Origin of the sequence: Peribacillus sp. FSL R5-0717, from assembly GCF_038002945.1 — a bacterium.
GTDB lineage: Bacteria > Bacillota > Bacilli > Bacillales > DSM-1321 > Peribacillus > Peribacillus frigoritolerans.
In genome coordinates this window covers 329,189-350,268 of sequence record NZ_JBBOOF010000001.1, presented here as the reverse complement: position 1 = coordinate 350,268, position 21,080 = coordinate 329,189, and the positions used below count along the sequence as shown (strand labels likewise).

Sequence of the window (21,080 nt, the reverse complement as noted above, 5' to 3'; positions counted from 1 at the left end):
ATGATTCTTAAGGCAAAAAAAGAGTGGAAGGCACATCAATTATCGATGTGCCTTCCACTCTTTTTCAATGGTTAAAATGCATTTTTACGTCCCTTCAGATAGGAAGGAGGAAAGGTCATGTTTCCAAGGATGACATCGGAGTCAGCACCGGTAGCCATGGGAACGTTACTTGTATGACCATGGAAAGTCTCATTTGCAAGTAATGCAAAAGCTACCGCTTCTTTTGCTTCAGAAGAGTATCCCAACTCTTCTTGAGTCAAAACTCGAATAGAATTTCCAAGCAGTGATTGAATCATGTTTAATAGCGTTTTGTTATAGCTGCCACCGCCGCCAATGATCACTTCTTCAATACTGGTTTTTGGAAAGATGAAATTTCGATAGTTTTCCACAATGGACTTTGCTGTAAACATCGTTACTGTTGCCAAAATATCTTGGTTTGGAAGCGATTCAAAAATCTTTAATAGTTTTACTACATATTGCTTTCCAAACAATTCCCTGCCCGTTGATTTTGGTGGAGGGCTCATAATATAAGGATGACTGATACAATAAGATAAAAGTTCGTCATTGATTTGTCCTTGTTTAGCTATGTTTCCACTTTCGTCATAGCTTTTATTGAACAATTGGCGGCATACTTCATCAATAATCATATTCCCAGGCCCTGTATCAAAAGCGTACATGTCATCCAAAGATGCTTGCTTGGGTAAGACGGTTACATTTCCAATGCCACCTATGTTTTGAAGTAATCGTCCCTTTGCTTCACTTCTATAAAGAATGTATTCGGTAAAAGGAACAAGAGGAGCTCCTTGTCCACCAGCAGCCATGTCCATCGTCCGGAAATTCGAGATTACAAGTGTGTTTGTATCGTGAGCAATTACTGCAGCTTCCCCAATTTGCAAAGTGGAGGGTATATAATTTTGTTCTTTTAAAGGCTGGTGGTAAATGGTTTGTCCATGGGATCCAATAAGATCAAGTTTATTAATGGGAAATCCAGATTTATGACAAACTTCCTTTACGGCATTGGCAAATAATTTCCCTAATTTAAAATTCAAACTGCATATTAACTGCACATTGGATGTATCTGCAGATAAAGACTGCATAATTTCTTTTTCAATTTCTTTTGGAAACGGGCATGTCATGAACTCAATCATTTCGATTTCAGTCTCGAGTCCACTATTATTCACCCGAACGAGTGCGGCATCAATTCCATCCAGTGATGTTCCGGACATTAATCCAACTATGTACATCGTCATTCCACCTACTTCGATTCTTTTATCATCGTGATATAGCATGATTTACAACAGTGTATGCTATTAAGATAAAACCTTTCCAATATATTGTTTATGGATGCTTTACGTCCATTGTTCACTGAGAAGGGCCTTTTAAACTATCAGTCTATTTCTTGAAGATCATTTTACTTTTATATCAATCCGTTTAGTTTGTTTGCTTTCATTGTGAGTGCGGTCCAATGCTGTCACAACATATGTGTAAGTCTTTCCTTTTTCTACACTGCCGTCATTAAACAATTGACTTGTATTTTCTTTATGCACTGTGGCAAGTAAGTTCGTTGAATCTTCAATGTTTCCTTTTTTCTTCCCATCAAAACGATAAATGGCATAATAGGTGGCATCTGATTGCTTATGATCTTGAATTTCGAATTGTATCCCATCTCCTGATTGTGTGGCCTTGCTCACCTTTGGGGCCTTTGGTGCATGATCATCAATCCAAGGCATGGCTGGAACCAATGCGGGATGCTTATAAATATCCTCGCTTAAGCGATCCGCTATCCCAAGAGGGTTTTTCCGTAAATCCTTGGCACTGAAATGCATGCTTCCATCAAATTCCTTATATGTTCGATTCAGTTTTAACTGGTTTGGCATTTCTTCAGGGTTGAACCAGTTTTGCACACCATTGGACTCTGTATTAATTTTATAGTCTCCCTGTCCAATATAGAGTTGAACATTTTTTCCTGCGACTTCTTTTGTCCACCAATCCAGAAGTTTGGCATAGTCAGCTACTGGCAATCCTATATTCCAATATAATTGAGGGGCAATATAATCAATGTATCCATTATTGATCCATGTTCGGGTATCTGCATATAAATCATCATAATTCGTTTGTCCTGCGGCAGTGTCAGATCCTGTGGGATCAACTGCTTTGTTGCGCCAAACTCCAAATGGACTTATACCAAACTTCACATATGATTTTTCTGCCTTGATTTCTTCATTTATATTCTTAACAAGGTTATTTACATTATCCCTGCGCCAATCTTCAACATTTGTAAATCTATCTGCTCCATATTTTTGATAGGAAATATTATCTGGGAAAGGTACTCCTGCAATCTTGTAAGGATAGAAATAATCGTCCATATGGACTGCATCGATATCATAATTCTTAACAACTTCCAATATTCCATCGATCACAAACCGTTGTACGCCAGGAATGCCTGGGTCAAAGTACAATTGCTGTCCATATGGTATGACCCAATCCGGATGCTTTCTAGCAGGATGAGATTCTGGAAGATTATCAATATCCGATATTTCAGCTGTTTTACCTAAAGGCATCGTAATGCGGTACGGATTAAACCACGCATGGAATTCCATATTGCGCTCATGTGCTGCTTCTACCATGAATGCAAGAGGGTCATACCCGGGATCTTTTCCTTGGACTCCTGTTAAATATTTTGACCAAAGACCGTATTCAGAAGGATAAAAAGCATCCGCAGTGGGTTTAATTTGCATAACGACAGCATTCATTCCCATCGCTTTTTGTTCATCCAAATATTTTATGAATTCTTCTTTCTGTACTGATATGGATAAACCAGGTTTGGACGGCCAGTCAATATTTAATACACTTGCAATCCAAGTTGCCCGCAGTTCCTGTTTTACATAAGTGGTTGCTTGCGGGATTGTCCCTGATTCTGCATTTGCAACCAAATCAGCTGGAAGGAGAAGTGATCCTCCCACCAATGCGGCTAGTGCCAATGAACCGAATTTTTTCTTTGTAATTCTTACATGCATCAATAGTACAACCTCATTTCATTACTAATATTTATATTTAATTATTTGTAAGCGTTAACAAATAATGAATATATGTATTTATCACCTATGAAAACTGAGATAAAATCCAACAATAAAAAGAATCGTAGGTTTGGTTCACGAAATGGCTACTCGGTTCACCTTTATTTTTAGCAGAAAGATAACAATCAATTAGTTATCTTACTTTTATTTTAAAATTAAATTTTAAAAATGTATACACAATATTGAAATTAAATTTTAATAGTGATATAGTCTCTTTAGCTAATAAAGTTTCACCACTTTCACCACTGAAATAAAAAAGGATGATATGTATGCTAGAGCATTTAACGACAGAGAGTCGTAATGAAAAGACCATGAGTTTAGATGAAATGGGAACTCTTGAATTTTTAGAAGTGATGAACGAAGAAGACATTAAAGTTGCCCATTGTGTAAAAAAAGAACTTCCGCAAATATCTAAAGCTGTGGACATGATCGTTGAAGCCATGAATAAAAACGGCAGATTAATTTACATGGGTGCAGGAACAAGCGGGCGCATCGGTTTATTGGATGCAGTAGAATGTCCCCCAACATTCAATACCGATCCGAGTGAAGTAGTGGGTCTCATAGCTGGTGGGGAAAAGGCTTTCATTAAGGCGGTTGAAGGTGCTGAAGACAGTTTTGAATTAGGTCCTGAAGATTTGAAGAAAATCGAATTGACAAACAGGGACGTCGTAGTGGGCATTGCAGCTAGTGGACGCACTCCATATGTTATTGCTGGATTGGAATATGCCAATCAAGTTGGTGCAGGAACTGTGTCGATAAGCTGTAACAAAGGTTCCGAAATAGGTAAGATTGCAAAAGTTGCGATTGAAGTGGTAAATGGGCCTGAAGTCCTGACGGGTTCTACACGTTTAAAAGCTGGAACATCGCAAAAGTTAGTATGCAATATGCTTTCGACCGCCTCAATGGTTGGAGTTGGAAAAGTTTATGGAAATTTAATGGTAGATTTACAGTTAACTAATGAAAAGCTGGTTGAACGTGCAAAACGTATTATCATGGATGCTACTGACTGCAGCTATGAAATTGCAGATGAATTTTTAGAAAAGGCACATGCCCAGCCTAAAATCGCCATTGTCATGATTTTAACGAATGTATCATATGAAGAAGCGTCAAATCGTTTAGTGAAGGCACAAGGATTCATAAGAAAAACGATTTAACGCTTTTTATAAAAAAAATTAAAAAATTGGAGGAACAAATAATGAAGGTATTATTCGTATGTTCAGGTGGAATGTCCAGTGCAATCGTTGTAAGCGCTTTAAAAAAGGAAGGGGAAAAACAGGGTATAAACATAGAAGTATTGGCGGTCGGCACGCAAGAATTCGATGCAGAAGTACGAAATGGCTGGGATGTTGCGATGGTAGCTCCGCAAGTCAAACATCGTTTCGACGGCTTTAAGGCTTCTGCAGATGAAGCGGGCGTCCCATGTGAAGCCATTCCAGCTCAAGCCTACAGCCCTCTTGGCGGGCCTAAGCTACTTAAACTTGTAACGGAACTAGTAAAATAATAAACGGACCACTATTCTTATCACTAAACGTAAAAGGGGAAAACACGAATGGACAAGTTTGTAGCTTTTTTAGAAAATAATCTTTCAACACCTATGGCTAAATTGTCTGAGCAAAAGCATTTACGCGCAATTAGGGATGGTGTGGTTTCCGCGTTACCATTCATCATCTTTGGCAGTTTATTCTTGATCATTGCATTTCCGCCCGTTGCAGCAGATACTGCATTAGGTGAATGGTCTGCAAAACATATAGCTGAAATTTTAATTCCATATCGATTAACGATGTTTATCATGACGCTATATATTACTTTTGGTATTGGCTACAGCTTATCTCAAAGCTATAAACTTGATCCGCTATCTGGAGGTTTACTATCATTGGCAGCCTTCTTGTTCACAATTGGTGTAAAAATGATGGATGATGTGGGGTTTGTTTTGCCAATGACAAATCTCGGAGGCCATGGCCTTTTTGTAGGAATGCTTGTATCCATTTTTGCTGTCGAAATTCTACGTTTTTGTAAAACAAAAAATATCACGATTAAAATGCCGGATTCTGTTCCAACTTCAGTAGCCCGCTCATTTGAAGCATTAATTCCAGTTTCAATTGTCCTGCTTGTCATGACTTTAATTACAGTCGTTTTTGCTGTTGATTTACATTCACTTGTTGATAAAGCGGTTGCACCGCTCATCAGTGCTGGCGATACATTGCCAGGTGTATTAATTCCAGTATTTTTGATTACATTCTTCTGGTCATTTGGTATTCACGGCGTATCGGTAGTAGGTGCCGTAGCTCGTCCGGTATGGGAAGTATACTTGGGGAATAACTCGGCAGCAGTTGCAGCTGGAAAGGCAATTCCCCACATAGCACCTGAAACATTCTTCCAATGGTTTATTTGGATTGGTGGATCTGGTGCAACATTGGGATTAGTAATAGCCATGCTCTTAACGGCGAAGTCCAGCTATAGTAAAGCAATGGGGAAAGCAACAATTGTGCCGAGCATTTTTAACATCAATGAACCTGTTATCTTTGGGATGCCGATTGTGCTAAACCCGGTACTGATTATTCCATTCATCATTACACCGCTGATTGGAGCAACACTTGCATATATAGCAACGTCCATCGGACTTGTGAACCCGACATATGTAATGGTTCCCTGGACATTGCCCGCTCCAATAGGTGCCTACCTTTCAACGGGCGGGGATTGGAGAGCCATTGTTCTCGTGATGGTGAATTTAACCATTTCGGTCCTTATATATCTGCCATTCTTTAAGATGTACGATAAAAAGCTTTTAGCACAGGAAAACATGGTAGAAACAACGGATAATAAAAATATCGCTTTATAAGGAATACCTAAAAGGGAGTTTGGGACTAATGCTCCAAACTCCTTTTATAAATTGAGAGGAGGAAAGGACATGAATTCAACATCCAGAATTCACTTTTTTAGTTACAAAAGTGCCTTTCTATTTTTTGGCTTCATTCTTGTTATTAATTTTATCTTTAACAGATTAATGGATGCCTTTGAGATAAATAAACAATTATCACTGTACATAGGAAATACCTTTGCCATAAGCGCAGGATTGACGATGGTTGTTTGTTTTGTTGAAGGTAAGTTTAAAAACAAGAAACAAGCAACGCTATTATTCTTGTCTTTATTAGCGGTAAGTGCACTGGTTTGTTATGCAATAATCTATAAATGAATGAAGAATCCAGATTAGCTTACGATGAGGTGTTGGGGAAATGGAAATGGAAAAAGGGCTGAAGATTGCCACAATCGGTGGAGGCTCCAGTTATACGCCAGAATTAATAGAAGGATTTATAAAACGGTATGATGAGTTGCCTATTAGGGAACTGTGGTTAGTGGATATTGAGGCAGGAAAAGAAAAACTGGGGATTGTAGGAACCTTGGCAAAACGGATGGTTGAAAAAGCAGGACTTCCAATGGAAATACATCTAACGTTAGACCGCCGTCAAGCCTTGCAAGATGCTGATTTTGTCACAACTCAAATGAGAGTGGGTTTACTTGATGCACGAATCAAGGACGAGAGGATCCCGTTGGAATTAGGATTAATTGGTCAAGAAACAAATGGGGCAGGAGGATTGTCGGGAAGGCATTACGAACGATACCCATACTTCTGGAAATTGCAGAAGAAATGGAGGAGCTCTGCCCTGATGCATGGTTAATTAACTTCACAAATCCAGCGGGGATGGTAACGGAAGCCCTGCTCCGCTACAGTAAACATAAAAAAGTCATTGGAGTATGCAATGTTCCATTTAATATGCATATGTCTATTTCTAGCATGCTTGGTGTCGATATGAAGAGAGTGCACATAGATTTCGCCGGTTTAAACCACATGGTATTCGGGATGCATGTGTTCGTTGATGATCAAGAAGTAACAGATAAAGTGCTTGAAATGCTTGGCAATCCTGAAATTCAGCTGACAATGAAGAATATTGCCCCATTGGCTTGGAACAGAAGGTTTTTGAAATCTTTAGGAGTGGTGCCTTGCCCGTACCATCGGTATTATTACAAAACAAGAACGATTTTAGAAGAAGAGTTGGAAGCATTCAAATCAGGGAAAACCCGAGCTGAAGTTGTGAAAAAATTAGAAGAAGGTTTATTTGACCTATACAAGGATGAAACCCTTGACATCAAGCCTCCACAACTAGAGCAGCGCGGTGGAGCTTACTATAGTGATGCAGCATGTAACGTCATTTCTTCTATTTATAATGATAAAAAAGACATTCAAGTGCTAAATGTACAAAACAAAGGATCGCTTACTGATATTGATTATGATTCAGCAGTCGAAGTAAGCTGTATCGTCACCAAGAATGGACCAATTCCTTTGGCTATGGGTAAATTACCCTTACAAGTGCATGGCTTGATCCAACAAATCAAATCATTTGAGAGAATTGGTGCTGAGGCAGCCGTTACAGGTTCTTATGATAAAGCGTTATTGGCTTTAACGATCAACCCGCTCATCCCAAGTGATGACCTGGCGGAAATGGTTTTACAAAAACTTTTAAAAGCGCATGAAGAATACTTACCGCGATTCTTCAGTGAAAGTGCTGTTCCGAACATCAAGTGAATGGTGTTTTAACTAGTGAATCTGGATTACAGTAATCCAATGAACCTTCATAATCTAACATAAATGGGAGTGTAATGATATGTCAACTGAACTGAACAATAACGAAATGGAAATTTTTGAAATAATATCACATAGTGGAAATGCAAGAGGATTAGCATTCGAAGCACTGAAAGAAGCGGAAGAATTTAATTTTGGAAAGGCAGAGGAACTAATTAAACAAGGCCAGGAAGAATTGAACATGGCCCATAAGACACAAACCAAGCTCATTCAAGCAGAATTGAATGGAGTTCCAAGTGAGAAAACTTTATTGATGATTCATGCTCAAGATCACTTGATGACTGCAATGAGCGAACAAAAACTAATAGAACACATGATTCGCATAGTAAAAAAGCTAGCCCCACAACAGTAAAGAGGTGATTGAAAATGGGTAAACTCGGTATATCTATCTATCCAGAGCATTCAACCGTTGAAAAAGACATGGAATACATTGCACTTGCACACAAATATGGCTTCAAAAAGATCTTTACTTGCTTGCTTTCAGTAGAAGGAGACAAAGAGAAGATTTTAAAAGAATTTAAAGAAACGATTCATTATGCCAATCAATTGAATATGGAAGTGATGGTCGATATTGCTCCCCGAGTATTCGGTTCACTAGGCATTTCGTATAATGACTTATCATTCTTTGCAGAATTAGGCGCGTATGGAATCAGGCTGGACATGGGTTTTACAGGCAATGAAGAGTCGATCATGACACATAATCCATATGGTCTAAAAATTGAAATAAACATGAGTAATGCAACGAAGTATCTAGAAAATATCATGGATTACAAACCAAATATAGAAAATTTAGTTGGATCGCACAACTTCTATCCCCATCGCTATGCAGGATTGAGCTATCCACATTTCATTAAATGCTGTGAGTCATTCAAAAAGCATAATATCCGCACGGCAGCTTTCATAAGCTCACATGCAGCAACGTACGGACCTTGGCCTATAATGGAAGGATTATGTACATTGGAAATGCACCGGGAATTACCGATTACAACACAAGCGAAACATTTGTATGCAACAGGATTGATTGATGATGTAATCATAGCAAATGCTTACGCATCTGGAGATGAATTGAAACAGCTTAGCTTGTTAAACAGCGGTCTGTTAACATTTAATGTTAACCTTCACGAAACCATAACAGATTTGGAGAAAAAAATAGTATTGGAAGAATTCCATTTTTACCGTGGAGATGTTTCCGATTATCTAGTTCGCTCGACTCAATCACGAGTGAAATATAAGAGCGAAGAATTTAAACCAACATATACGCCTGATATTAGACGCGGTGATATATTAATTGAAAACGATCTCTATGGACAATATAAAGGGGAATTGCAGATTGCATTGAAGGAAATGAAGAATTCGGGGAAAACGAATGTAGTTGGCCGAATAGCAGAAGAGGAAATTTTTCTCCTCGATTATTTGGAACCATGGGGGAAATTCCAATTCAATATTAATGGATCAGGGAAGGAACGGTGATATTCCTTCCTTTTTTACTGAATAGGAGAATGACATGAATTATATTATCGGTGTTGACGGCGGAGGGACCAAAACTGAAGCAGTGGCTTATGATATGGATGGTAATAAAATTAGTGAAGGCAGAGCGGGGTTTGGAAACCTCCTTATTAATGAAAAACAAGCCACCGCTAACATTATACAGGCAATTGAACAAAGCATGACTCCTATTGATGATGGCAGCTGCCTATACATTTGTTTAGGATTAGCCGGGTATGGAGGAGTTGAAAATCCGCAGGGCATAAAAAGTGCATTAAGCAAGGCATTTAAGGCCCCGTTCACCATTGTAAATGATGCAATTATCGCTCATGCTGCTTTGCTAAAAGGAAATGATGGCATTTTGACGATATCCGGAACGGGATCTGTAAGTATCGGCATCCATGAAGGAATCGAGAAATCGGCTGGTGGATGGGGACACATTCTTGGGGATGAAGGAAGTGGCTATTGGATCGCCATGCAGGCTTTTATAAGAATGACGCAAGAAGAGGATGAAGGGTATGAATATAGCCATTTAACCGAGTCGATACTGAAAAAACTTGGCTATGTTAGTGTAATGGAACTGAAGAAATTCATTTATTCTGCCACGAAATCCGAGATAGCCGCGTTTGTTCCCCTAATAGTCCAACATGCGGAGAAGGGGGATGGCTTCTCGCAAAATATTCTGAATCAGGCCGGGTACCACCTTGCAAAACAAACGTTTGATGTTATCAAGAAGTTAAAGTTGTGTGAGAATGTTACAATTGCATTAAAAGGTAGCATATTGTCTAATGTACCATTGGTGCAAAGCTCATTCATCAATCATATTAAACTTGAAAACCCAAATGTGAAATTTGTTTTAGAAGACGTATCAGCTACCTTGGGTTGTTACTACATAGCAATGAAGCATTTAAAGTAAGTAAAGATCAAGGAGAGTAAATCATATGCACGGCGAAAATATTATATTGAGAATTGAAAGTTTATTGAACCAATTGCCCAAATCAGAAAAGAAAATTGCACAATATATTTTAGAAAATCCTAAAGATATAGTAAGAATGACGATACATGAATTGGCCGACAATGCCAACGCAAGCAGTTCGGCAGTAACGAGGTTCTGTCATTCCATAAAAGTTAATAGTTTTTCAGAACTGAAGGTATCCCTATCATCCCTGATTTCCCAGCCGGAGAAAAAAGGTTTCCATGACATTGAGCCTAATGAAACAATAGCATCGATTAAAAATAAAATTGTGTCCAACTCTGTCCAGGCCATACAAGAAACGGCACATTATTTGGATGAGGCCGTTCTTGACAATATCATTGAAACCATGAGGAGTGCAGATGTGATTTATGTCTATGGTTTAGGGGCATCATGGCTCGTTGCTGAAGATATTACACAGAAATGGTTACGGTTAGGAAAGATTGTAAGTGCCAATCAAGACCCGCATATTACGGCCACTGCACTTGCTGCATCATCAAAGAATACCGTTTTTTTCTGTATATCCAATAGTGGCGAAACTGAAGAAATTCTGGAACTCGTTGATATTGCTAAAGCATATGGCATTAAAACAATTGGTTTATCGCGATTGGGGAACAATGGACTAACTAAAAAAGTTGATATGTCACTAAATCATGTCCGTGCACCGGAGGCTAAATTCCGAAGTGCTGCAACAAGTTCGCTATTTGCCCAATTTCTAACGGTCAGCATTATTTTCTATGCGTATGTTTCTAAATACTATAATGAAAATAAAAACGAAATTGAACGTTCAAGGGAATCGGTACTGAAATTCACAAAAAGGAATGTGGATACCTAAATGTGGGCCTAATAAAATGGATAAAATCAACGAACCTAAATTTTAGCTTGAGATGTTTCCGATCAGGATGCCTTGTAAAAATATACATCACGATGAAAGGAAGATGTAAGCTGAATGATCCAAAAGAGTTCTCCGAGTCCCATTTATCATCAACTTGAAGAGGAGATTAAAGGAGCGATTCAAAGTCTTGAATTGGTGCCAGGAGAGATGATTCCGTCAGAAAAAGAATACACTGAAAAATATGGCATAAGCAGGATGACGGTGAGACAGGCCATTTCTAACCTCGTGAATGGCGGTTATTTATACAGGCAGCGCGGAAAAGGAACCTTCGTTGCCGAACAAAAATCGGAGCCGCCCTTGCAAGGTCTGACTAATTTTACAGAGGATATGATTTCAAGAGGACTTAAACCAAGTACGCGAGTCATCAGTTTTACGGAGGTCAAGGCAGATCATGAACTTGCTGCAAATCTTGAGGTTGAAGCAGGAACTGCTATTTTCGAACTGGAACGTGTAAGGCTTGCTGATCGGTTGCCGATGGCATATGAAAAGCTATACATCCCTAAAGGGGATGCCCTGGACCTTAAGGAAGAAATAGCTGTAAGTGCCATTCATGATTATGTTGAAAAAAGGTTCGGCTTAAAAATCCAGCATGGCAGACAGGTAATTGAAGCCGCCATCGCTCAAAAAAAAGAGGCGGAAATGCTCGGGGTAGCTGAAGGTTCTCCTGTATTGCTGATAGAACGAAGAAGTACCCTTGAAACCAATAAATCACTTGCGGTTGTCAGATCTGTCTACCGGGCTGATCGATATACATTCAAAATCAATTTGGAGCGGTTATCGTGAGCAAAATGGGAGTAATTATCCCGTTCTCAAAGGATTACTAAAAACCCCCCTTGCCCAATATGGACAAGGGGGGGTTTTTTAGTAGAATATCATTTTTCAAGTTTGAGAATTTGCCAGATAGAAAGGAAAGATACGGATTAACAATCCGGGACTTTCATTATTTCGCTAAGCTTTCTGTCAATCGGTTTTCTTTCCAAATGACTGTAATGCCAAGGCCAATGCCGATAATGACAGCAGCGAAAAGATAAGGGTAGTGGATGTTTACGTCAAAAAGCAATCCTCCCATGGATGGCCCGGCGATATTCCCTAAGCTCGTATAGGTGGAGTTCATTCCAGCAACGAATCCTTGTTCTTTCCCGGCAGCTTTTGATAAAAATGTCGTCAATGCCGGACGAAGCAGGTCAAATGCAAGGAATATGAAGCAAGTTACCACTAGTACTGCCAAAAAGCTGGAAATCATAGTGGATGCTACCGCAAAAATGGCCCCGACGATTAAACATAATTGGATAAGCTTCTTTTCGCCGAGAATATCTACCAGCTTTCCAAACATGAATACCTGTACAACAACTCCGAAAATAGAGCTTATTGTAATGATAATGGCAATATCCTTCGGCGTGAAGCCGAATTTATGATCAGAAAATAGGCTAAAAACCGTTTCATAGGCTGACAAACCAAAAGCGAGTACAAATACAATGATGAACGCAATGAAGTAAAGCGGATTCAGAGATTTTTTTAAATCGCCGATAAAGTTCGTTTGCTTTGTATTAGCAGAAACTTTTGCAAGCTGTTCCTTTGTCATCGGTTCTTTTAAAATGAATATTGATGAAAGGCAAGCTATAAAAGCAATGCCCGCCGCAAGGAAGAAGGGCAAGCGTATACCATATTCTGCAACAAAGCCACCGATTCCTGGTCCTATTATAAAGCCCAAGCTAATGGCGGCTGAAATATAGCCCATTGCTTTTGGCCTTTCTTGAACGAATGTAATGTCCGCAACATATGCAGTAACACCAGGCATGATAAAGGCGGCACTGATTCCGCCTAGGATCCTAGATAAATAAAACACCGACACATTTGTCCCTACACCGAAGATTAGTTCCGAAACACCAAAAAGGAATAAGCCGATGATGATGATTTTCTTTCTGCCGTAACGATCAACCCAACGACCTGCGAATGGAGACATGACAAGCTGTGAAACCGCAAATACGGCAACCAAATAGCCCATCGTGCTTCCGGATAAATGCATGATATTCATAAATGACGGCATAACGGGGATGATGAGTCCTATTCCCAGAAAAGCAATGAATATATTGCTTAGAAGAATAATTAATACCGCCTTTTGATCTTTAATTGGTTTATTCATGTTTTAACACCACTTTCTTTGTGAATCATTTTTGCGAAATACCCCTCCAAAACACTTTCCAGGAGGCTGATAATTTATCATTCAGCCGTTTCTCATCATTGCCGTATACAAGCTCAAGCAAAATGGAATCCACGACTCCCAAGAATGCATAGGTCGGCGTTATGGCTTCATCTTCGACGATTAATTTGGCATTGATCCAATCCTGGAATTTACATTCCAGGATCGCCTGCACCTTTTCCTCGATATCTATAACTTCCTGCCCGATTTCTTTTTCAAGATGCGCTGGCGGAAAAAAGGACATACGCAGCCAAAACTTTATATGCTCATTTTTTTGGAAAAGGTCGATGACCAATTGAAGGAATCCGTATAAATCCTTTTCAGGGTTTTTTGAATCAACTTTACGGAAATATTGGAGCTTCGACGATAGCTCCGTCTCTTTCGCATCACGTAAAACTTGCAGGAAAAGATCATCCTTGCCTTTAAAATGAGCGTAAATGGATTGCTTTTTCATGCCGACTTCTTCAGCTATTTGAGAAAGCGAAGCTCCTTCATAACCATGAATCGTGAAATATTTTAGAGCGGCTTCCTTAATTTCATTACTTTTCAATAATATCACCTCATAATTTAACGAACGTTCGTCAGTTATAATAGCAAATTACAAAAATATATGCAAGCGAATATGTTAATAAAAAGGTATTATGCCCGAAATCATTGATAATTATGGCGCTATATTTGAAAAGGACATAGATATGCACTAAAGGCTACTCACAAAATTCCTGCATATAATTCTATATGGAAAATAAAGAAGGAGGTGGGATGAAGTTGGATATGTATGACATCAGAAATGCGATTCATTACTATTACACAAAAATACAAGAAACGAATCATCCTTATTATTGGTACTGTTTGGCTGAGACCCAAAGTAGGGCCGGATTAACAAATGAAGCACTGCAAACGATAGATAACGCCTTGTCGTTTCAGAATCCTTATCCTTCCAAACAGGAACTGCTAGACATGCAATTGAACCTCCAAACCGTTCTTTCAAGACAAATGAACTCCAACAGAACAGTCATTGTGACCTCAAAACAGGGAGATATTGATGGGGACGGGACAAAGGACAATGTTTTTCTTACCGCAAACAAAACCCCTGATAGCCCCTTTTGGAGGAATATAACTTTGGTTATCCAAAATGGGAGGACTGATCAATATGAACTAGTTCCCATGAAAAATGACGCAGGATATAATCCGACCCTTTTTCTTGGTGATTTTACAGGTAATGAGGGGGATGACATATTAGTGGTCATTGATACAGGAGGAAGCGGGGGTTCCATTTATGCGTATGTTTTTTCCTACCTTAACGGTCAACTCATGACCATTTTTAATTCAGATTCATTCAATGAATCCTTTCAATACGATGTTAATTATGAAAACAAATACAAAGTGAAGGTGAACAGTCATTACCTAAAAGAAAGGTACATTCTTGACCTGACTTATAAGGATCAGGAATATTTATCTGAAATTTATAACAAGGATGGTATATTGAAGGCGCCGATTGAAGGATGGGTCAATCCTTTATCTGGTTTATATCCGGTTGATTTCAATAGAGATGGCATATATGAGCTCGAAGCGTATCAGAGGATCGCCGGGAGGTACAATGCCGACTCACTGGGATATGTACAGACCGTATTGAAATGGAACGGGAAAGCATTTGCTCCTGACCGGCAGAATGTGGCTATTTTTGGAAAGGAAATATAGCACAAAGGAATACATGGTCATGAACAAGGTACAGGCAAAATCTTCGCCCAAAAGAAACCGGAAAATATTCCTGGCAATGGTTCACCTGACTGTGTTCATTGACGAAGAAAATTGAACCGGCTTTCTATACGATTTAACTTCGAAGGGGATTAATGCATATTTGAATTTTTAGTAGGCGATGCCTACACGTGCTTTTAAATAATCGTTACTTTTTATTTGACTAAATGCAAATTCTGCTGTATACGGAACGGATATTTCAACCCCATCCTCCGGCAAAAAGTCGCCTTCTATACGATATATACCGACTCTTTTTCCATCCGGCAAATACGTAGGACAGACAATTGTCCATTGAAGTGTTGATTGTTTAAGCAAATCGAAAACTTCATGATGTTCTTTCGCTGCACGGGTAGACTTCTGCTTTGATTCACTTGTCTGATAACGCAGAGAATTTGGGGTTGTTCTACTTTGGAGGATACCTGCCGTTCCAATGGTTATAATTCGTTGTATACCTTCGTTTTTCATAGCTTCGATAATCAGTGGCATACTTGCTGATAAAGTCGTTGTCCCATCAGTATTAAGTGCACTAATAACTACATCAATTCCATGCATGGCGCGTACGATATCATCTTTATTTAAAACATTACCTTGAATGATGGTTAAATTGGCATTGTTTATAGTAATCTTCTCTGGAGTGCGAACTAAAACCGTAACATGATGATTGTCTTGCAGACCATAAATAACTAATTGACCCCCAACTCGTCCAGTTGCACCCAAAATTAAAATATTCATGGAAACGACCTCCTTTTTATCTAATATAATTATTCCACTAACATTGTATCGTCATTTTCAACTAATGGGGAGTTTTGTGCATTAAATCATTATAATCCAGTGTTTACTGGCGTTACCCTATGCCCAAGAGCATTTTCCCACAATCTTGTTGTGGGTATATTTTTTTCCTCAACATTGAATTCATCCAAAAGCTTATTGTGGATAGCTTAATGAAAGATTACCTATTTCCTCCTTCAGATAAATTAAAAAATTTTTTATAAAATCATTCATATTTAGACAAAATTACTAATTTTTGTTGTATAAAGCCTTTCTAATATGAAATCCTGTTATGTCCAAGCTCACTTATTCCTTTTCCATATACTAAATAAAAAAAGGAGGTGAGAAAGTGAGTAAAAGTAAGAATAGCTCTTCACGCAAGGATGAAGAGAAAGTGAGTAATAATGAGCATAGCTCTTTACGTAAAGATAAAGCGAAAATAGAATCGGCACACCAAGAGTGTATTGATCGTGCTTATCGTATTCCTATATTTTTAAGTACGACGACTCATTTAAATGACAACCAACAACGGTTTCTAAACCGTCTAATTTTAGAGATTGAGAATGCTTTGCTTTTTCCGCGTACATTACCATTAAGCGAAAGTTATCCTGAATCCATTTTAACTGATATTCGTCGGTTAGTTTCATCAAGCTATGGAATGTTGGCAGTAAACCTTCGTCGTTTTAAAATTCAAACAGTTGATGTCAATGCAGGACCCCTTCCACCTTCCACTCCATTCTGGACAGGATCAGTTTATTCACAAGTAGAACCTTCAATGGCTTTTCAATTTGGTCTACCCTTATTATTAGTAAGGGAAGAAGATACTGACGCAAATAATGGAATTTGGGCAGGAGGAATTGCCCCACTCAACCTATTTATAGTTTGGCATTCTGAAACTCAAACTGTAGATCAATTCTTTAACACTCCTGAATGGAGATCAGCCTTTGCAAATTGGAGTGCACAAGTAAGAAATGCTTTTTATATACAGACAGAGCCTCAGTTCAAGTACAGATGTGAATGAAACCCTGGTACTTTAGCAACAAGTCGAAAATATACAATGTCTAGTTTACCTTTATATATTTTCGACTTATTCACACAAAAACAAATATTTCCTTTTTTGTTATCACGAACAAAAAGATTTACTTCATAAAAACTGACTTTATAGAAGAGAGACGGCCGGGTCTGGTAACATCCGAAGGCTTTGCGTATATTTTCGTTAAAATGTTGGCGGGACCCATCGCCATCAAGCTAAGGTGAATTTGTATCATCATAAAAAAACGAGAGTTTCAAAACTACTTTCTCCATCTTCTCTACAACAATTAGCTAAAGAAGTTGGTTTTGTTCAACGTACAACTAAATATCAAGCAAAAGAATTAATTGCTTTATGTGTATGGTTTAGTCAACAGTCGCGAGTAAAACACCACTCACACAATTGTTTAGCCGCCTCGAAGCATCTACAGGTGTCCTCATGAGCCCTGAGGGGTGGGGAGTTCCTCCACGTTTAGTAGGAAAAGCGAGAGAAAATGATAAAACCACCTTCGGTTCCACGGGTCTACTATCCATTCAAGCGAAAGGCTTATACATAAGGGATTTAGGGTATTTCGACTTACACGCTTACAGAAAATGAATAATGAAGGTGCTTACTAAATCTCACGTTTGAAGTTGAATTCTCGTAAATATCGTAAGAATGATGAATCAGAGTTTTTTTGGAATGGGACTGTGAAGAAAGGTACTCTCTTTATTCAGTTAGAACGGAAGAGCTTATGAATCAATTTCAACATGGATGGTTTTTTTGTCATGTGGTATTTTTAGCGTTACCATAGCAAATTAAAGAGAACATCCTTGTATATTATCTCTTGCGCGCGTACCTTGATGGCGATGTGGCGGTATCCCAAGAAGAAAAACGTTCGTTGATAAGGAAACAAAACGGGCCGCTCAATAGCTTCATGAGGGGCCCATTTAACGTGAAAAAAATATAAAAACGTCTTAAAACAAGTCAATAGCGACCACAATTTTGCCCCTAATATCCCTGTCCTTCTTTCGATTTTAGAAAAGCATCAACGGATTCATCCAATAATTTTTCCCGATTAGGATCTTCATTGACATCTGTATCCACTTCCATCACGTCGTTTAATCGACTAACCTGACTTTTTGACTGAGCTGGATTATTATTTTTCTTTGGCATATAAACTCCTTCTTGAACAGTTATTTTTTATTTAGTATGAACGATTAATCCAATATTCACTAAGATTATTTCCGCTCCTTTCCCAAATTGAGTACGGTTGTCTTAATGGAAGGTTGAAACAACATACACGATATTCTTTCGGTTAGCATTGACTGAATATTATAAATATTGTAATATTTATTTTGCGTATTTGTTTTTTTTTTGAAACGAGGTTTTATATTCGAAACAACTATTTTCTTGTGTACAGTCAAATAATCTGACAGGAGGTTTTTGTTATGAAGAAAAGAATAAGAAATACTTCGTTTGGTTTTTTGTTGGTAGTGACCATAATTCTATCATTATCATTATTTCTTCCTTCATTTGGCCAAACAGCGGTCCAGCAAACCGTTTTTAAAGTAACCCTATTAGGTACAGGTTCTCCACTTTTAAGTACATCCCGCTCCGGTCCAGCTACTCTTGTAGAAGTTGGTAATGAAAAACTCCTCTTTGATGCTGGACGCGGAACCGCTTTACAATTATATAAAGCGAATATGTTACCAGGAAGTGTTGATAAGTTATTCCTTACGCATTTGCATTCGGATCATACAATCGGCATACCGGACGTATGGCTTACAGGTTCCTTACCAACAGGAGGAAAAAGAGAGCAAGCATTTAAGATTTGGGGACCTAAGGGAACTGAGAAAATGATGGTACATATGAATAAAGCATTTAAAGCCGATTTGGATGCAAGGGATGACTCTGGAAATGGGAACGCTGAAGGAGCAAGTATTGTCGCAAATGATATCAAGGAGGGTATTGTCTATAACAAAAAGGGAATTGAAGTAATAGCCTTTAAGGTTGACCATAAATCAATAGAGCCGGCTTTCGGTTATCGGGTTAATTACAAAGGACATTCAGTAGTTATCTCAGGCGACACCCGCTATAATGAAAATCTTATAAAATTTGCCAAAGGTGCTGATGTGGTGATTCATGAGGTTGCAGCGGCAAAACCTGATAATGAATCAGAATCAATCGCCAATATACTTGATCTTCACACTACACCGGAGGAAGCAGGTAAAGTTTTTAGCCAAATACAACCAAAACTTGCTGTGTATTCACACATAGTATTATTGGGAGGATTAACAGAAGAAAAAGCTGATTTGCTCGAAAGAACAAAAAAAACATATGATGGAACTGTGTTAGTAGGGGAGGATTTGCTATCCATTGAAATAGGGGAAGCGGTACAAGTACAACAGCCGGTTAACGAGGCGAACTAAGCTAAAACGGACCAGCTTCTGCTATTTCATGAATGAGAGGGCTTACATCCAAGGAAGGTTGCTGATGCAGCCTTTTTCTTAATGTTAATAAAGGGACAGGCAGTTTCAAAAATGTCGATAGTTAACTCAATTGATAAAATTGGAGAAGTGTTAATTCCAGAAGAACAATGAAGAGCAAAAGGAATATCATTAACGAAAAGGGCGCTTGAATTTAATAAAAGGAAAGCACATATTATGCGTGACTAATATGTGCTCTTCTTTTTAGGAATTTATAATGTTTTAGTCTTGAAATAAGGTTTATTCAATAAGGAAGTATAAATTAAAGATACCCATTTAATACTGTGCCAAAAAGATCGAATTCAGGATCTTTTGACTGGGTTTTTGGAGGGGCTTCGGATCGCCCTATTGAAGAGTTGATACCACTTTCAACTGACTCTACAAGGGTTTCGTCATTCTCTTTATGCAATGGGTTATCAATCATCCCAAAATCAACTCCTTTTTATAAGATAAACGAATGGTTAGTTATTAATTCCCTAAATACTTTTATTTTATGCAAAAAAATATGGTGATGACTGGAATTCATTGAAATGAACGGGGAAAAACGTGTAAGCAATCGTGATGATTTTTATGACAGGATCCATAATGATTATTTTATGCCCATAAAAAAAAATGGTACCGATTCATTGATCAGTTGAGGGATTTAACAGGATTCAGTAGCGACCCACGAATTAATTTTTGGACTTCGGACTTCTTAGTAGCAAAAGGATTGAAAAGTTCATTCCACATGGTTACAGGAAGGCCTAATGATCGGACCTGTTTTAATGATTGAAAGGTTAAAGGGGAGTGAGAATCCTTTCCTTTTTAACAAAGTAAGCCCACTCAGAAAAGCCGATCTCCTTTAGTCTTTTTTTAACTAGTTCAAATTCATCGCCAATACGTTCCGGTGTATGCGAATCCGATCCAAAGGTTACCTTCACATCATAGAAAAGAGCTCGTTCTAAAATGTCATCTGCTGGATACCACCCACCACAATCTTTCGTTTTACCAGAGGTATTAATCTCAATGGCGATATCTTCAGAACTAATGATTTTTAGCGTTTTTTCAATACTGTCTGTCTCAATGGAAGAAAAGGCTGGATAAAAACCTTTCATTGCATCAATATGGCCTAAGATTTGGAATACTCTGCTTTTAGCCGATTTCTGTATTAATTTATAATATTCATCCTTTACTTTTGACTGTTCTTTAGAGGTTAAGCCATCCCAACGCCCTCTTTTAAAAATGCTAATATCCTGAACATAATGAACAGATCCAATTATGTAGTCAAAAGGGTGTAAAAGATATTGATCGCGGTAGACTTCTATGTGATCAGGGAAGAAATCACTTTCCATTCCTAATAACACGTGAATTTTGCTTGCATATTTCTCTTTTAAGCGAAGTACTTCCTCAATATAAGGAACTAATTCACTTTTTGCCATTGCAATAGTTGGGTAGAGGTGGTCGTCCTCACTATAAAAGTATGGAGAATGGTCAGAAATCCCAATATAATGCAAGCCGTATTCGATGGCTTGCTTTACATAATCCTCAATTGTGCCGATAGCATGTCCACAGCGTTCATGGTGAGTGTGGAGATCAAATTTTATTGAATTCGTCATTTACTTAGTCCTCCTAAAGTGAACCAGATTGTCTTATTTTATCATATCCAAAATTCATATCCTTTCTCACAAAATGAAAGAAGATTTATACCTTACTACCCTCGAAAACGAATTTCTATCTTACGGATTTAATTTTATACCCATCAATTAAAGATATTTTAGTTCGGGTAATTGTATAAAGGTTGAATTCCCTAG

The 21,080-nt window shown here is 38.3% G+C and carries 21 protein-coding genes and 2 pseudogenes; 15 read left to right on the top strand and 8 right to left on the bottom strand.

Going from position 1 to position 21,080, the window contains the following annotated elements; translation table 11 throughout:
* Nucleotides 1-71 precede the first annotated feature (71 nt).
* Nucleotides 72-1,244 (bottom strand): anhydro-N-acetylmuramic acid kinase AnmK, encoded by a 1,173-nt coding sequence (anmK, locus tag NYE65_RS01700; RefSeq protein ID WP_340859626.1) that lies wholly within the window; start codon nucleotides 1,242-1,244, stop codon nucleotides 72-74.
* Between the two features lie 162 nt (nucleotides 1,245-1,406).
* Nucleotides 1,407-3,017, bottom strand: a complete 1,611-nt coding sequence (locus NYE65_RS01695; RefSeq protein ID WP_340862075.1) for a glycoside hydrolase family 10 protein — start codon at nucleotides 3,015-3,017, stop codon at nucleotides 1,407-1,409.
* Nucleotides 3,018-3,346: 329 nt separating this feature from the next.
* On the opposite strand from NYE65_RS01695, the gene murQ reads away from it, so the two are divergent.
* From murQ to NYE65_RS01645, 11 genes and pseudogenes are all read left to right on the top strand, one after another.
* Entirely contained in the window at nucleotides 3,347-4,231 is an 885-nt protein-coding gene (gene murQ, locus NYE65_RS01690) for an N-acetylmuramic acid 6-phosphate etherase (protein WP_063575832.1), read from the top strand.
* A 41-nt stretch (nucleotides 4,232-4,272) separates the two neighbouring features.
* The gene (locus tag NYE65_RS01685; RefSeq protein WP_063575833.1) at nucleotides 4,273-4,578 is read left to right on the top strand and encodes a PTS sugar transporter subunit IIB; all 306 of its coding nucleotides are present in this window, start codon (nucleotides 4,273-4,275) and stop codon (nucleotides 4,576-4,578) included.
* 48 nt (nucleotides 4,579-4,626) lie between these two features.
* A complete protein-coding gene (locus tag NYE65_RS01680; protein ID WP_098186345.1) occupies nucleotides 4,627-5,916 on the top strand; it encodes a PTS sugar transporter subunit IIC in 1,290 nt (429 codons plus the stop codon).
* Between the two features lie 69 nt (nucleotides 5,917-5,985).
* Nucleotides 5,986-6,270 (top strand): hypothetical protein, encoded by a 285-nt coding sequence (locus NYE65_RS01675; protein WP_340859625.1) that lies wholly within the window; start codon nucleotides 5,986-5,988, stop codon nucleotides 6,268-6,270.
* Between the two features lie 40 nt (nucleotides 6,271-6,310).
* Nucleotides 6,311-6,819: pseudogene (locus NYE65_RS27165) on the top strand (family 4 glycosyl hydrolase); the annotation flags it as partial.
* Nucleotides 6,820-6,849: 30 nt separating this feature from the next.
* The gene (locus tag NYE65_RS27160) at nucleotides 6,850-7,659 is read left to right on the top strand and encodes a family 4 glycosyl hydrolase (protein ID WP_445670440.1); all 810 of its coding nucleotides are present in this window, start codon (nucleotides 6,850-6,852) and stop codon (nucleotides 7,657-7,659) included.
* A 79-nt stretch (nucleotides 7,660-7,738) separates the two neighbouring features.
* The gene (locus tag NYE65_RS01665) at nucleotides 7,739-8,068 is read left to right on the top strand and encodes a PTS lactose/cellobiose transporter subunit IIA (protein WP_340859624.1); all 330 of its coding nucleotides are present in this window, start codon (nucleotides 7,739-7,741) and stop codon (nucleotides 8,066-8,068) included.
* 14 nt (nucleotides 8,069-8,082) lie between these two features.
* On the top strand, nucleotides 8,083-9,186 hold the full coding sequence (locus NYE65_RS01660) for a DUF871 domain-containing protein (protein ID WP_340859623.1): 1,104 nt from the start codon (nucleotides 8,083-8,085) through the stop codon (nucleotides 9,184-9,186).
* Between the two features lie 34 nt (nucleotides 9,187-9,220).
* Nucleotides 9,221-10,117: an N-acetylglucosamine kinase gene (locus NYE65_RS01655; protein WP_340859622.1), complete on the top strand. Its 897-nt coding sequence runs from the start codon at nucleotides 9,221-9,223 to the stop codon at nucleotides 10,115-10,117.
* A gap of 25 nt (nucleotides 10,118-10,142) precedes the next feature.
* On the top strand, nucleotides 10,143-11,009 hold the full coding sequence (locus NYE65_RS01650) for a MurR/RpiR family transcriptional regulator (protein WP_340859621.1): 867 nt from the start codon (nucleotides 10,143-10,145) through the stop codon (nucleotides 11,007-11,009).
* Between the two features lie 114 nt (nucleotides 11,010-11,123).
* Complete coding sequence (locus NYE65_RS01645) at nucleotides 11,124-11,852, top strand: GntR family transcriptional regulator (protein WP_340859620.1); 729 nt, start codon at nucleotides 11,124-11,126, stop codon at nucleotides 11,850-11,852.
* A gap of 157 nt (nucleotides 11,853-12,009) precedes the next feature.
* Here NYE65_RS01645 and NYE65_RS01640 read toward each other — a convergent pair whose 3' ends face one another.
* Nucleotides 12,010-13,212, bottom strand: coding sequence for an MFS transporter (locus NYE65_RS01640; RefSeq protein WP_340859619.1), 1,203 nt, complete (start codon nucleotides 13,210-13,212; stop codon nucleotides 12,010-12,012).
* A gap of 25 nt (nucleotides 13,213-13,237) precedes the next feature.
* Nucleotides 13,238-13,828 (bottom strand): TetR/AcrR family transcriptional regulator, encoded by a 591-nt coding sequence (locus NYE65_RS01635; RefSeq protein WP_413022464.1) that lies wholly within the window; start codon nucleotides 13,826-13,828, stop codon nucleotides 13,238-13,240.
* 398 nt (nucleotides 13,829-14,226) lie between these two features.
* Between NYE65_RS01635 and NYE65_RS01630 the strand changes: the two genes are divergently transcribed.
* Nucleotides 14,227-14,967, top strand: a complete 741-nt coding sequence (locus NYE65_RS01630) for a VCBS repeat-containing protein (protein ID WP_340862074.1) — start codon at nucleotides 14,227-14,229, stop codon at nucleotides 14,965-14,967.
* A 168-nt stretch (nucleotides 14,968-15,135) separates the two neighbouring features.
* Here the strand turns inward: NYE65_RS01630 and NYE65_RS01625 are convergent, their stop codons facing one another.
* Complete coding sequence (locus NYE65_RS01625) at nucleotides 15,136-15,756, bottom strand: NAD(P)-dependent oxidoreductase (protein WP_340859617.1); 621 nt, start codon at nucleotides 15,754-15,756, stop codon at nucleotides 15,136-15,138.
* Nucleotides 15,757-16,186: 430 nt separating this feature from the next.
* On the opposite strand from NYE65_RS01625, the gene NYE65_RS01620 reads away from it, so the two are divergent.
* Together NYE65_RS01620 and NYE65_RS01615 are read left to right on the top strand one after the other, a co-directional pair.
* A complete protein-coding gene (locus NYE65_RS01620) occupies nucleotides 16,187-16,813 on the top strand; it encodes a hypothetical protein (protein WP_034311227.1) in 627 nt (208 codons plus the stop codon).
* Nucleotides 16,814-17,045: 232 nt separating this feature from the next.
* Nucleotides 17,046-17,544: pseudogene (locus tag NYE65_RS01615) on the top strand (hypothetical protein); the annotation flags it as partial.
* 268 nt (nucleotides 17,545-17,812) lie between these two features.
* On the opposite strand, the gene NYE65_RS01610 reads toward NYE65_RS01615, so the two are convergent.
* Nucleotides 17,813-17,977 (bottom strand): hypothetical protein, encoded by a 165-nt coding sequence (locus NYE65_RS01610; RefSeq protein WP_340859616.1) that lies wholly within the window; start codon nucleotides 17,975-17,977, stop codon nucleotides 17,813-17,815.
* Between the two features lie 275 nt (nucleotides 17,978-18,252).
* On the opposite strand from NYE65_RS01610, the gene NYE65_RS01605 reads away from it, so the two are divergent.
* Complete coding sequence (locus NYE65_RS01605) at nucleotides 18,253-19,233, top strand: MBL fold metallo-hydrolase (RefSeq protein ID WP_340859615.1); 981 nt, start codon at nucleotides 18,253-18,255, stop codon at nucleotides 19,231-19,233.
* Nucleotides 19,234-19,552: 319 nt separating this feature from the next.
* On the opposite strand, the gene NYE65_RS01600 is transcribed toward NYE65_RS01605, so the two are convergent.
* Nucleotides 19,553-19,714 carry a hypothetical protein gene (locus tag NYE65_RS01600; protein WP_340859614.1) on the bottom strand — a complete coding sequence of 54 codons (162 nt, stop codon included), beginning with the start codon at nucleotides 19,712-19,714 and terminating at the stop codon, nucleotides 19,553-19,555.
* Between the two features lie 352 nt (nucleotides 19,715-20,066).
* Nucleotides 20,067-20,885, bottom strand: a complete 819-nt coding sequence (locus NYE65_RS01595; RefSeq protein ID WP_340859613.1) for a histidinol-phosphatase — start codon at nucleotides 20,883-20,885, stop codon at nucleotides 20,067-20,069.
* Nucleotides 20,886-21,080 lie beyond the last annotated feature (195 nt).

Bases quoted from the DNA above. Each gene is read 5' to 3' on its own strand.
- anmK (WP_340859626.1), bottom strand. From the start codon at position 1,244: ATGTACATAGTTGGATTAATGTCCGGAACATCACTGGATGGAATTGAT.
- NYE65_RS01695 (WP_340862075.1), bottom strand. From the start codon at position 3,017: ATGCATGTAAGAATTACAAAGAAAAAATTCGGTTCATTGGCACTAGCC.
- murQ (WP_063575832.1), top strand. From the start codon at position 3,347: ATGCTAGAGCATTTAACGACAGAGAGTCGTAATGAAAAGACCATGAGT.
- NYE65_RS01685 (WP_063575833.1), top strand. From the start codon at position 4,273: ATGAAGGTATTATTCGTATGTTCAGGTGGAATGTCCAGTGCAATCGTT.
- NYE65_RS01680 (WP_098186345.1), top strand. From the start codon at position 4,627: ATGGACAAGTTTGTAGCTTTTTTAGAAAATAATCTTTCAACACCTATG.
- NYE65_RS01675 (WP_340859625.1), top strand. From the start codon at position 5,986: ATGAATTCAACATCCAGAATTCACTTTTTTAGTTACAAAAGTGCCTTT.
- NYE65_RS27160 (WP_445670440.1), top strand. From the start codon at position 6,850: ATGCATATGTCTATTTCTAGCATGCTTGGTGTCGATATGAAGAGAGTG.
- NYE65_RS01665 (WP_340859624.1), top strand. From the start codon at position 7,739: ATGTCAACTGAACTGAACAATAACGAAATGGAAATTTTTGAAATAATA.
- NYE65_RS01660 (WP_340859623.1), top strand. From the start codon at position 8,083: ATGGGTAAACTCGGTATATCTATCTATCCAGAGCATTCAACCGTTGAA.
- NYE65_RS01655 (WP_340859622.1), top strand. From the start codon at position 9,221: ATGAATTATATTATCGGTGTTGACGGCGGAGGGACCAAAACTGAAGCA.
- NYE65_RS01650 (WP_340859621.1), top strand. From the start codon at position 10,143: ATGCACGGCGAAAATATTATATTGAGAATTGAAAGTTTATTGAACCAA.
- NYE65_RS01645 (WP_340859620.1), top strand. From the start codon at position 11,124: ATGATCCAAAAGAGTTCTCCGAGTCCCATTTATCATCAACTTGAAGAG.
- NYE65_RS01640 (WP_340859619.1), bottom strand. From the start codon at position 13,212: ATGAATAAACCAATTAAAGATCAAAAGGCGGTATTAATTATTCTTCTA.
- NYE65_RS01630 (WP_340862074.1), top strand. From the start codon at position 14,227: ATGCAATTGAACCTCCAAACCGTTCTTTCAAGACAAATGAACTCCAAC.
- NYE65_RS01625 (WP_340859617.1), bottom strand. From the start codon at position 15,756: ATGAATATTTTAATTTTGGGTGCAACTGGACGAGTTGGGGGTCAATTA.
- NYE65_RS01610 (WP_340859616.1), bottom strand. From the start codon at position 17,977: ATGCCAAAGAAAAATAATAATCCAGCTCAGTCAAAAAGTCAGGTTAGT.
- NYE65_RS01605 (WP_340859615.1), top strand. From the start codon at position 18,253: ATGAAGAAAAGAATAAGAAATACTTCGTTTGGTTTTTTGTTGGTAGTG.
- NYE65_RS01600 (WP_340859614.1), bottom strand. From the start codon at position 19,714: ATGATTGATAACCCATTGCATAAAGAGAATGACGAAACCCTTGTAGAG.
- NYE65_RS01595 (WP_340859613.1), bottom strand. From the start codon at position 20,885: ATGACGAATTCAATAAAATTTGATCTCCACACTCACCATGAACGCTGT.